Consider the following 12,200-nt stretch of genomic DNA (forward strand, 5'->3'; position numbering starts at 1 on the left):
CTATTAACGATAACTTTTTTTGAGTTCGGCCGGATCTGCGCCCCAATAAAACCGCCAGCGCAGCCACCACATCAGCCTAATCGTTTTGAAAATACCGTTTTCCTCCCAACGTCGACTGGATGTTGTAACCCGGTGACGCGCCACAAATGGCCGCCTTGACTTCAGGCGCCGGCACAGATCGATATCTTCCATCAACGGGATCTCTGCAAAACCCTGCAATTCCATCCAGACATCGCGGCGAACAAACAGGCACTGATCCCCGGTAGCAATCGCGGAGATCTGAGAACGACGATTCATAAACCAGGCCACCACTGTCAACATCCAGTGCGAACCTGAAAGACTGACCGGAAAAAATCCCCAGGGTGCCTGCTTTGACTGCCAGTCGGCATAATCCACTAAAAACTGGTCCGGCAACCGGGTGTCCGCATGAAGAAATAACAGATACTCACCTGACGCCATACGGGCACCGGCATTCATCTGCAAAGCCCTGCCAGGGGGACTCAAAAAAATCTGATCTGCCAATCCCGACGCCTTACTTACGGTGTCATCCGCACTGCCACCATCAACCACCACAACCTCAACGCCGCTGATCCTTAATGGCTGCAACAAAATCAGGGTGGATTCAATACCATCGGCTTCATTCAAACAGGGAACAATAATACTTAAACTCACGCGGACAGAGCCCCACCACAACTGCTTCCCTGCCCGGCAGTACAACCATAACAATGCTCGCCCACCACAATCGGCATACCCTCAAGATCGCGTTCCATCAAATCCCGTAAATGAATACGTCGGCTATCCGATGCGATCAGCTGATCCACTTCCGTCAACTGCATGGGCCAGTGCAACATCTGATTGAAATCGCAATCATAGACATGCCCCTGCCAGTCCACACTTAATAGTGAGCGGCACATAACACTGCTCATATTGTCTGCGCTGTAGTTGTTCTTCAACAGCGTCAGATAATCATCAAACTGATCGTGGGCCAGCAGCACACTGCCAAATCGGCTTATAGGCATATTGGTGATGGTCAGCAGTTCATGGAATATAATGTCATAACGCTGCGCCAACTGTTGTTTATAGTCTTTTTGCAGCTGCTCTTGTGGAGGCGGCAAAAAAGGTCCGCCGGGATTGTAAACCAAATCCAGGACCAACTCGCTGTCTCGACCATACCCCAAAGCATTGAGCCGCTGCAGCGCTTCAATCGAAGCTTGATAAACCCCCTTGCCACGCTGCTGATTGACATTATCCTCTTCGTAACACGGCAAGGATGCGACAATCCTGACTTGCTGTTGCGCCAGAAAATCGGCCATGCCCTCATACCCCGGTTCCAGTAGAACCGTTAGGTTACAGCGGTCAATAACCTCACAGCCTCTCTTTCTGGCCTCCGCAACCAGATACTGAAAATGGGGATTCATCTCTGGTGCCCCACCGGTCAAATCCAGCGAACGGATTCCCTGCCGATCTATAAATTCCAGCACCAAATCAATGGTGGTCTTATCCATCAATTCAGTGCGTTTGGGACCGGCATTAACATGACAGTGAGTGCAACTTAGATTGCACAGATACCCGAGATTCACTTGCAAAGCCGTCAGACGATCACGTCGCAGTCGAGGAAAATCGCTACTGCGCAACAACGGTTCGGTATCTCTCATGATATTTCCTGTCAGACAATTGAATCTTTATTGGTTGTAGAGTCTACCCGAGCAGAGTCGTTCAGAAAATCCATTCGGCAGTTCACAAGGGGATCTGCTACAATGCCCCGCCATTGGCGTCAGCCAGACTTTCATGCCAACGCAAAGGATGTCATTGCGCCAGCATGCAAGTAGATGTGCAAGCAAGAGCGCATAAAAAAGTCCCCGTAGCTCAGCTGGATAGAGCAAGCGCCTCCTAAGCGCTAGGTCGGACGTTCGAATCGTCTCGGGGACGCCACTCACTCTAATAACTCGCCGATTCCAATGAACCTGTTACTGCTGACACCAGAAGATCTTTGCCCATCCCGGGGCATTCATCCCATGGCCAAAATACAGGACCGGCGAGCACGGCACCTGATACAAACCAATCGAGTCGAATGTGGTGACACCGTCAAAGCCGGGATGATCAATGGCGATATGGGGATTGCCACCATAGTAAGCATTGACGGTACTTGCCTGTCACTGGAGCTCAATCTCAATAAAGCGCCACCACCACCGCTGCCGGTGACGCTGATCATGGCATTACCTCGCCCGAAAATGCTCAAGCGCACTCTGCAAACCATTGCCACCATGGGCGTGAAAAAACTCTACTTCATCAACAGTTACCGCGTAGAAAAGAGTTATTGGCAAAGTCCCTGGCTGGATGCCATAAAGATTCAGGAGCAATTGATTCTGGGGCTGGAACAAGGCTGTGATACCCAGCTGCCACAAGTCATACTGAACAAGCGTTTCAAGCCCTTTGTAGAAGATGACATGCCGGCCTTGTGCCAAGACCGCCGGGCCCTGGTGGCCCACCCATATACAACCACACCCTGCCCCGCGGCTTCTTTAGAGGATACGCTGTTGGTCATCGGGCCGGAAGGTGGCTTTATCCCCTATGAGGTGGATAAATTACAACAGGCAGGTTGCGAGGCCATCCATCTCGGGGACAGAATCCTGCGCGTTGAAACGGCAGTGCCGGTGTTACTGGCCAAACTCTTCCCCTGACCGTCAAACCTCTTTTAAACCGTCAGCTTGTGACTGCAATAGCGCCTGAAAGTCTTGTTTAGGAATTGGCCGCGAGAAGAGGAAGCCCTGATAATAGTTGCAACCAAAGCCATCCAGGATAGCCAGTTGTCCCTCGGTCTCAACACCTTCGGCGATCACATTAAGGTCGAGCATCGCCCCCATCGCCACAATCATCTCAACCAGAGAGCGATCGTTGAAATCTTCTTCGATATCCCGCACAAAGCTGTAATCAATCTTCAGGTTTTCAACCGGTAGACGCTTGAGATAGCTGATGGAAGAGTAACCGGTACCAAAATCATCCAGTGAAAAACTGATATTAAGATCCATCAGTTTCTGCATGGTCTCAATAGAGTTCTCAATATTGTCGATGGCAACGCTTTCAGTCACTTCAAAATCGAGCATCTGTCCATCAATGCTTTCTTCTTTCAGTATGCGCTCAACACTCTCGGTAAAGTTGGCATCCAGTAACTGACGTGGACTGATGTTGACACTCAGGCGCATGCCCTCATGCCACAACCCGTGACTCTGCAACATTTTGATGGTCCGGCAACCTTCCTGAATAACCCAATAACCAACATCAAACATCAACCCCGAAGATTCCAACTGGGGAATAAATTCCCCGGGTGATACCATGCCCCGCTCCGGATGTTGCCAGCGGATCAGGGCCTCTGCACCTTTGATATTTTTGCTCATGGCACAATATTTTGGCTGAAAAAACAAAACAAATTCGGAGTTTTCGTAAGCTTTATGCAGTTCGGCCTCCAGCACCAACTGGCGACTGACTTTTTCCGACATGGCCACATTAAAGAACTCGACCGCATTACGCCCCCGTCCTTTGACCTGATACATGGCCGTATCGGCAAAACGCAACAACTCATCGGCCGACGTCTTGTCTTCTTCGTAGATCTTTACCCCGATACTGCAGGAAACGTGCAAGCGTATGTCTTCATGGGGATAGGGCTCACTGACGCTGAGCCGCAACTTTTCGGCAACTTCACCGGCTTTCAGGCAAGCTGTTTCAAAATCATCATCAAGGACCGTCAATACCACCACGAATTCATCACCACTCAGGCGTGACACCACATCTTCTTCACGAACGCCGGCGCGTAAACGGGCAGCTACCTGTTTCAGCAGCTCATCACCAACGGCGTGCCCCAAGGAGTCATTGATACTTTTGAAATGATCGAGATCAATAAACAGTACCGCACCAAAATAATGATGCCGCCGCGAGCGCATGATTTCATTTTCAAGTCGCTCCACCAGATTTCTGCGATTGGGAAGCCCGGTCAGAATATCGTGGTAGGCCATATAGGCCATGCGCTCTTCCACTTCACGGCGGTCGGAAATATCATTGAGCACCATCAGGATATAGCGCTGTCCCGACATGGTAATGGGCGTCGAGTGACACTGCAGATACAACACCTTACCCCCGTGACTGGAGAAGTAACCATCAAACTCCATGGCGGCGGGTGAATCCTTAAGACTGTTGTCCAGTAACTGACGCTTCAGCTCCTGTTGCTTGTCGAAAAAGAAATCGAAGTCGGAAGTAAACAGGTTCTTACTGGTTATCTCATCGGCAGAAAAGCCGCAAAACTGCTCAAAACTGGGATTGGCATAGGTAATGTCCCCTTGAATAGTCCGCACCGCAATCATGGCGGGCATTTCATGAAACATTTTGCGCACCAGCTCTTCACTTTCTCGCAGGTTTTGCTCAGCCTCAATACGCTTATCCAGAGTAATTTCGACGGAATCCATCAGGTCATTGACCGCCTTAGACAGACGGGTCAGTTCGTTCGGGCTTTGCGGATCAACAATGGTCAGGCGCTTTTCACCTGGATGATCGGGCTGAATCTCGCTGATTTCCTGACTCATTTGCACCAGCGGTTTTGCCAGCAAACGGTAGAAGGCAAAGAACATCAAAAATACCAGCACGAAATTCCGGAAAATACCCGAGATCAACACCAACACTGATCGATCATAAAATCCGGCCAGTGCCAAATCCACATCGACGTGAAAAATCACCTGACCAACTGCCCCTCTGCCGTAATCAGGTATATTCAAATCCGCGGTGTAAATCCGCTTGTTGTCCTGCTGAAGAATGTTGGTGAGCCAACCGGTTGAAGACTGCTGCCGGGGTTTGGTCCCCGATGCCAGGGTATTACCCAGTTCATCTTTGATGGCCACCTGATAGACAAAATCATAAGCCAACAAACTGTTCACCACTTCCAGAGACAGATCGTCATCCAAAGTATGTACGGCACGCGAAGCCGGTGGTTCAATCACTTCGGCAACCCGATCAAGCACCAGATCAAGGTTATCGGACTGAGCAATGTAATCGAAATACAGCTGGATAAAGCTCATGCTCAAACCCAGCACAAAGGCCAAAGCCACGCCAACCTTGGCCAACCGAAACGAAATCCCCGATAAACGTCTACTCACCTAGTGTGTCTCTGTCTGTTTGTTTGATGTGCTGCCACTTTATTAATTATTGTTCGCAAACAACCAACTTAAAGGATAGCAGTGTTCAGTGATTGTGCTTTTCCATCGTTTGTATCGCATCGCGGTAAAGCTCCGCCATGTCCCTGGCAAAGCAACAGAAGATTACGTCAATATTGGCGTTTTCTTCGAGAAAAATCTGTACAGTGGTTACCGCCACAGTAACCGCCTGATCAGCCGGGTAACCGTAAACCCCACAACTTATGGCAGGAAACGCAATGGATTGAAAGCCTTGTCGCGCTGCCAGCTCAAGACTTTTGCGATAACAACTGGCCAGTAATTCAGGCTCCTGTGACATACCGCCCTGCCAGACCGGCCCAACCGTGTGATAAATGGCGTTGGCCGATAACTCAAAACCGGGCGTTGCTTTGACATCGCCGGTGTCACAGCGGCCAAGATTCCGACAGGCCTGAGGTAAATGGGGACCTGCCGCTCGATGAATGGCGCCATCAACGCCACCACCACCGGCCAGAGCGTTGTTAGCGGCATTGACAATAACATCCACATGCAACCGGGTGATATCACCTTCAACAACTCGCATTCCCATCATCTCGCCTCTTTATTATTGATGTGCTGGCATAACTGTCAGGAACAGGCTTTGCATCACTTAGTGCAGGGTGCGCAAATTTTGACTCAGAATCGCACCAGACAAAGTAACTCAACAGGTTATCAATTATAGCTTGAGTATCTTGTTAAATGGGGCCTCTAACCCACTAAATTCAAAAAGAAATTGGATTTGTATCAAAAAAACAACTACACCAATAAGGAAAGAGGCCGACAACCTGTAAAGAGGCCCTGCACGGATGCCCGTAGACCATCGACTTTGGATACGGAGTACAGGGGAGACTCCCCTGAAGACAAATTGTCGAAATGCGGGCCCCTTATTGATCAATGAGGTAAACAGCCATGGGGATTTGTGCTGAAGAATTGCGAGCCTATGTTGTAGCTCCATGCCTTGAACACCTGGGGGAATGGTCCAAAGCGGCAGAAAACCTGCTTCTGGGCACCGCAGCCCTGGAATCGTCTATGGGGTTTCATCTCCATAACCATGGACAGAGAGGTGTTGGCCTGTTTCAGATCCTGCCAGAACGCCACACTGAAATCTGGGATCACTTCCTGATCGGCGATGCAGATATGGCCTCAAAAGTCAGAGGTCTGGCCAGCCAAAGAGAGTTTCTGGTTCACCCCCACGCGGAACTCGCCACCAACCTCAGCTACGCCACTGCCATTGCCTGGATGATCTATAAATACAATCGAATCACTCTGCCCGATGCCTCAGACACCGAAGGGCTGGCAAAAGCCTGGATCAAGGGCTACCACAATGGCGATGCAGAAGAAACTACGTCCTGTCACCTGTTTGTCAACGCCTACCAACGTCACGTCAGCAGCACGGCTTCAGCAGCCTGAGCTCAAGCTAATGGCATCAATGTTTGCTGTTGTTATCGGAGGTTCGACGACCACAGTTGGCCCGCCGATCAGGCTGGATAGAGGAGCCTCGATACTCACTGCGGCGATCCAGATTAAGACGACGTTCATTATGGCGACGCTCATGATGAGCACCATCTTCAGACATTTTCTGAATCCAGCAAACGCCACCGGAATCTTTTATGGCCTTTTCATAGCGCTCGGCCTCTTCGAGGTCGACCCCTTTCTTGATGACGACGGGTTTGCCACAGGACAAACTCTGCAACACCCCATCAGACATATGAAATCGCTGCTGTAACTGCTTCCTAGCAATTTCCGCTTCAACAATATCGGTAAACTTGTCGATATAGACAACTTCGTAGCGGCTATCCATGAACATGGCCTCTTTAATTAATCCCATCCTTATGGAATAGCATTAAACAGCCGTTTTTTCAAAAACCTCAGATATTGTGTGGTTCTATACCTGTGTCACCTCAATAAACTGCACGCCTTCAGCGGCACCCGAGGTATTGCCGCCCACCACCGTTTGCTCTTCGGCATATTCATAGGCTTTGCGCTCACCACTGCGATCAATGGCGAGCTCGGTAAAATTAAACAATTCACGATCGGCAAGCTGTGAAGGCGCCACATTCTGCATGGCAGTGAAAATGCTTTCGATGCGGCTGGGGTGTTCTCTTTCCCACTGCCTCAGCATTTGCTTGATATTCTGCCTCTGCAGATTTTCCTGTGAGCCACACAGATTACAGGGAATGATGGGAAAACGTTTGATTTCAGCAAAGGCCTCAAGATCCCGTTCCCGGCAATAGGCCATAGGGCGGATCACGATGTTTCGCTTGTCATCGGACAGCAGTTTGGGAGGCATCCCGGACAGTCTGGAACCATAGAACATGTTGAGAAACATGGTTTCAACAATATCGTCTTTGTGATGCCCAAGAGCAATCTTGGTCGCACCAATGTCTTCGGCAAATGAGTACAGAGTCCCGCGTCTCAACCTTGAACAAAGACCACAGGTGGTTTTGCCCTCTGGAATCTTGCTCTTCACTACCGAGTAGGTATCCCGCTCAATGATGTAATACTCAATACCCAGTGAATCGAGATAATCAGGCAGAATATGCTCGGGAAACCCCGGTTGCTTCTGATCCATATTGACGGCCACCAGTTCAAACTTAACCGGGGCACTTTTCTGCAAATTCATCAGGACATTGAGCATGCAATAGGAATCCTTGCCGCCCGAGAGGCACACCATGACCTTGTCGCCATCCTCGATCATATTAAAGTCGGTAATGGCCAGCCCCACCTGACGCCTGAGACGCTTTTGCAACTTGTTAAACTCCAGCCGCTCTTTGCGTGCGCTTGCCTCTGTCATGGTTCTACCTGCTCTACCGCTTAAAAAAGCGGCAATTGTACGGATTTCGAACGCCTCAGGGAATGCTTATTACCGCATTTGCCGGCAAGGCGGCAGTGTTCTGCCAATCACCGCTTTTCCGCCTCGACCATCAGCGACAGCAACCGCCTCACTGCTGTGGCTATAGCCGAGTAAAATCAGGCGATGCAGCGATTTCTTAAATGTGATCAGGAAAACTGGCATACCCCTTGCTTTAGAGAATCCAAAGCAAAAATGATTGCTACCTGTTACGAGATTCTTGTCGGAGATTCAAACCTATGGCCATTTTGCAAGCTGTTATGCAAAAGCTGTCACGCAAGCCTGAAGAAATCAGGGAAGCCGAGCCCATCAATCAACTGGGGGATCGGATCAACCAACTGGTTCCGCTGTTTGAGCTTCAGCAGAAGCGACAACTGCTGGAAGTGATTTGTGACCGTACTGGCGAGAAATTCCAAAGCCTGATTCTGGACATCGACTTCAACAACAACCAACTGATTATTGATGATCTGTTTCCAAGCCCTGCAGCCGGAATATTCCAACCGGGGGAATACTTTACGGTAAGGCATCACAAAGACGGTCTGGTGCTGTGTTTCAGCGCCCCACTGGAAGCCATCTCCGTTGAAAACCATTCCCCCATTTACCACCTGCGCCTGCCCCAGAGCGTGTCTTATCAGCAGCGACGCCAGAACAGCCGCATGACCCTGAGCAAACAGCAACCTCTCACCGTACGTCTTGTCTCGCCCTGGCGCACCCCTTGGTATGCAACCGCCAACAACATCTCCGCGGGAGGTATGCGGGTTATTGTCGGTGGCAATGTCCTCGATCAGCTTCGTCCCGGTGCCCTGTTGCCATTGTGTGAATTTTCCTTCCATGAAGATTTTCAGGTGCGTTGTCAGGCACGGGCAAAATCTTTCCGTTTTGTTCGCCGTCCTTATCGCCACACCGAAATCAGTCTGGAATTTACCGATATGGCACAGCAACACGCCACCCAGATCAGACAGCTGATATCCACCATTCAGGAACCTCAGGCGGCCTGATACAATCCGCCGCCAGAAAGTACCCCTCAAGTTTTCTATCAAAAAGCCGAAAACCTGAAGGGTTGGTATAACAGGCTGAATAGTGTCTATTCTTAGGCATTACGGCTTTTTGATAAATTGAACAGGTGCTTGGCTGATGAGAAACAATGGCCCGGAGACAGGAAAAGAAATCCCCCTTAGAGAAGGCGAAGAAATCGTCTCCGCAACCGATACTCGCGGGATTATCACATTCTGCAATGACACTTTTTGCCGCATCGCCGGTTACACTCAGGAAGAGCTGATTAATCAGCCGCACAATCTGTTGCGCCACTCGGACATGCCGGCACCGGCATTCCAAATGATGTGGGATCGCATTCAGAGCGGCAAAGCCTGGATGGGCGTGGTAAAAAACCGCTGCAAAAATGGCGACCACTATTGGGTTGATGCCTATGTCACACCGCTTCGTGAAAATGGCAAGGTTACCGGCTACGAATCTGTTCGCGTCAAGCCCTCAGCCGATATGGTCAGGCGAGCGGAAGATACCTATGAACGTATCAACAGTGGTCAATCCCCTATCCCCAAGGTGGAACAGGTAAAACCCAAGCTGGTCAATTTTGGCGTACCGGCTCTGGCGGTTTTTATCATCATCACTTTTCTTTTGATCGTAAGCACAGGCATCGTAGCCAGTGACTTCGTATTCGTATCCATTGCCGCAGCCATAGCCGGTTATGTTTGCGATCTGTTGATCAAAAGAACACTCAAGTCCGGGCTTGATGCAGCTCGCAGCGTCATTGATGACCCTCTGGCAGCCTATATCTACACCGGCAGAACAGATACCGCGGGGGAAATTGAACTGGCTCATATTGCCACGCAAGCCCGATTGAGGACGGCTCTTGGGCGCTTTATGGAATCGGCCAAAGAGGTAATGGGTAAATCGGAGATGGCCGAAGAACAGGCCCGCTGCAGCCACGCCGGCATGGAAGCTCAGCAACAGGAAACGTCCAAAGTATCCCTGTCCATGCAACAGATGTCTCAGGCGGTTCAGGAAATTGCCAGCAGTGCCTCTCACACCTCCATCGCCACCGGTGAAGCCCTGCAGCAGGTAAGTGAAGGCAACACCGTACTTTCCGGTGCCAATAATGCCCTGAGCAGCCTGTCAGACAACGTCGGACAGTTGAATCAGGTGGTAAACAGACTGTCGGAAGACAGTGACCAGATCGCCAGTGTCGTGGACGTAATCCGCGGTATTGCCGAGCAAACCAATTTGCTGGCACTCAACGCCGCGATTGAGGCGGCCCGTGCAGGCGAACAGGGGCGCGGCTTTGCGGTAGTGGCGGACGAAGTTCGGACTCTGGCTCAGCGCACTCAGGAATCAACCCAGCATATTCAGGACATCATTGAAAAGCTTGGAGGCGCCACCAACGATGCCTCCAACAACATGGAAACCTGTAAGCAGCTGACCGACAAAACCGTTGAAGAGATGAACAATGTCAGCGCCTCATTAGAAGCCATTTCCAACTCGGTCAACACCATTGACACCATGTCAGCCCAGATCGCTTCCGCGGCCGAAGAGCAGTCCTCAACCGCCGTTGAAGTAGAGAACAACACCAACTCCATCAAAGATATTGCTGCCCGGACTCAGGAGGAAGCTCAGGCGGCAGTGGACATCAGTCACGAGATGGCCGATCTCAGCCAGAAACAATTCAATCTGGTCAAACAGTTTGAGTAACATCGGTTGATCTGACACGTGGAAAACACAAAAGGGGCCTTTCGGCCCCTTTTTATTGATCAGCATCCATCAGGCATCAATAAACCTCTGGGGATCAATCAGCACAGACATTACAATGGCTTAAATTTGTCAACAGAGACCCCCACATGCTGACTGGCGATCAGATTCTTGCCCTGGACCAACAACATATTTGGCACCCCTACGCGTCACTCATTGATGGCCCCCCGGTCTATCCGGTGGCGTCTGCCGAAGGTGCGCGCTTTACCCTGAGTGATGGCAGGCAATTGATCGATGGCATGTCCTCCTGGTGGTGCATGATCCATGGTTACAATCATCCAGAGCTGAATCAGGCCATCAAACTGCAACTCGAGCAGATGTCCCACATTATGTTTGGCGGGCTGACCCATCAACCAGCGGCTGAACTGGCCAAGCTGCTCGCTGACATCACCCCCAAGGGACTCGATAAAGTGTTCTTCGCCGATTCAGGGTCGGTTGCCGTGGAAGTGGCACTGAAAATGGCCCTGCAGTACTGGCACAGTCAGGGGCAACCTCAGAAAAATAAAATACTGGCACTGCAACAGGGCTACCATGGCGATACCATCGGCGCCATGTCGGTGTGCGATCCGGTTACCGGCATGCACCACCTGTTTCAACACAATCTGATGCAGAACCTGTTTGCCCCGGCACCAACTCCCGCTTATGACGAGCCATTCGCGCCATCGGACATTGCAGAATTCACCACCCTGATAAAGGACAACCATCAGCAATTGGCGGCGGTTATCCTCGAACCCATTGTTCAGGGAGCCGGCGGCATGCGGTTTTACTCGCCTCAGTACCTGAAACAGGTTCACCAACTCTGCCAGCAATACGATGTGTTGCTGATTGCCGATGAAATCGCTACCGGCTTTGGCCGCACGGGTAAATTATTTGCCTGTGAACACGCGGACATATCCCCGGACATTCTGTGTCTGGGCAAGGCTCTCACTGGCGGTTATATGACCCTGTCTGCCACTCTGTGTAATGAAAAAATCAGCAACGGCATCTGTCGCGGCGAAGCCGGTGTCTTTATGCACGGCCCCACATTTATGGGCAACCCTCTGGCCACGGCCACAGCACTGGCCAGCACCCGCCTGTTGTTGTCTCAGGACTGGCAAGCCAATGTCCAGCGTATTGAATCGTTACTCAACACAGGTCTGGCCCCCTGCCGGGACTTTGAGCATGTCGCCGATGTCCGGGTACTGGGCGCCATTGGCGTGGTCGAGATGAATACCCCAGTCAATATGGCGGAAATTCAATCGGCCTTTATTGCCCAGGGTGTCTGGGTACGGCCTTTTGGCAAGCTGGTTTACCTGATGCCACCGCTGGTGATCAGTGACGCAGAACTGAAACAATTGACCGGGGCCATGTGCCGCGTTATCGCGGACAAATCCCTATTCAGCCACGACTGA

At 50.9% G+C, this 12,200-nt stretch carries 11 protein-coding genes and 1 tRNA gene; 6 read left to right on the forward strand and 6 right to left on the reverse strand.

Going from position 1 to position 12,200, the window contains the following annotated elements; translation table 11 throughout:
• Positions 1–3 precede the first annotated feature (3 nt).
• A complete protein-coding gene (locus ACPXV9_RS06255; RefSeq protein ID WP_423895551.1) occupies positions 4–672 on the reverse strand; it encodes a TIGR04283 family arsenosugar biosynthesis glycosyltransferase in 669 nt (222 codons plus the stop codon).
• Positions 669–1,655, reverse strand: a complete 987-nt coding sequence (arsS, locus tag ACPXV9_RS06260; protein WP_423895553.1) for an arsenosugar biosynthesis radical SAM (seleno)protein ArsS — start codon at positions 1,653–1,655, stop codon at positions 669–671. The genes ACPXV9_RS06255 and arsS overlap by 4 nt, the downstream gene beginning before the upstream one ends.
• Before the next feature lie 200 nt (positions 1,656–1,855).
• Here arsS and ACPXV9_RS06265 point away from each other — a divergent pair.
• Positions 1,856–1,932 (forward strand) — tRNA-Arg (locus ACPXV9_RS06265).
• 26 nt (positions 1,933–1,958) lie between these two features.
• Positions 1,959–2,681, forward strand: a complete 723-nt coding sequence (locus ACPXV9_RS06270; protein WP_423895555.1) for a 16S rRNA (uracil(1498)-N(3))-methyltransferase — start codon at positions 1,959–1,961, stop codon at positions 2,679–2,681.
• A 3-nt stretch (positions 2,682–2,684) separates the two neighbouring features.
• Here ACPXV9_RS06270 and ACPXV9_RS06275 read toward each other — a convergent pair whose 3' ends face one another.
• The gene (locus tag ACPXV9_RS06275; RefSeq protein ID WP_423895557.1) at positions 2,685–5,141 is read right to left on the reverse strand and encodes a putative bifunctional diguanylate cyclase/phosphodiesterase; all 2,457 of its coding nucleotides are present in this window, start codon (positions 5,139–5,141) and stop codon (positions 2,685–2,687) included.
• An 85-nt stretch (positions 5,142–5,226) separates the two neighbouring features.
• Positions 5,227–5,748 (reverse strand): O-acetyl-ADP-ribose deacetylase, encoded by a 522-nt coding sequence (locus tag ACPXV9_RS06280; protein ID WP_423895558.1) that lies wholly within the window; start codon positions 5,746–5,748, stop codon positions 5,227–5,229.
• A gap of 356 nt (positions 5,749–6,104) precedes the next feature.
• On the opposite strand from ACPXV9_RS06280, the gene ACPXV9_RS06285 reads away from it, so the two are divergent.
• Entirely contained in the window at positions 6,105–6,605 is a 501-nt protein-coding gene (locus ACPXV9_RS06285; RefSeq protein WP_423895560.1) for a hypothetical protein, read from the forward strand.
• 16 nt (positions 6,606–6,621) lie between these two features.
• Here ACPXV9_RS06285 and ACPXV9_RS06290 read toward each other — a convergent pair whose 3' ends face one another.
• Together ACPXV9_RS06290 and ttcA are read right to left on the reverse strand one after the other, a co-directional pair.
• Positions 6,622–6,996, reverse strand: a complete 375-nt coding sequence (locus ACPXV9_RS06290; RefSeq protein ID WP_423895562.1) for a hypothetical protein — start codon at positions 6,994–6,996, stop codon at positions 6,622–6,624.
• 84 nt (positions 6,997–7,080) lie between these two features.
• Positions 7,081–7,989, reverse strand: coding sequence for a tRNA 2-thiocytidine(32) synthetase TtcA (gene ttcA, locus ACPXV9_RS06295; RefSeq protein WP_423895563.1), 909 nt, complete (start codon positions 7,987–7,989; stop codon positions 7,081–7,083).
• 296 nt (positions 7,990–8,285) lie between these two features.
• On the opposite strand from ttcA, the gene ACPXV9_RS06300 reads away from it, so the two are divergent.
• The 3 genes from ACPXV9_RS06300 (at position 8,286) to bioA (ending at position 12,200) form a co-directional block, all read left to right on the forward strand.
• A complete protein-coding gene (locus tag ACPXV9_RS06300; protein ID WP_423895564.1) occupies positions 8,286–9,044 on the forward strand; it encodes a flagellar brake protein in 759 nt (252 codons plus the stop codon).
• 136 nt (positions 9,045–9,180) lie between these two features.
• A complete protein-coding gene (locus ACPXV9_RS06305) occupies positions 9,181–10,752 on the forward strand; it encodes a methyl-accepting chemotaxis protein (protein ID WP_423895566.1) in 1,572 nt (523 codons plus the stop codon).
• A gap of 146 nt (positions 10,753–10,898) precedes the next feature.
• Complete coding sequence (gene bioA / locus ACPXV9_RS06310) at positions 10,899–12,200, forward strand: adenosylmethionine--8-amino-7-oxononanoate transaminase (RefSeq protein WP_423895568.1); 1,302 nt, start codon at positions 10,899–10,901, stop codon at positions 12,198–12,200.

It is taken from the genome of Candidatus Pelagadaptatus aseana, assembly GCF_040362265.1.
Lineage (GTDB): Bacteria > Pseudomonadota > Gammaproteobacteria > Pseudomonadales > Cellvibrionaceae > Pelagadaptatus > Pelagadaptatus aseana.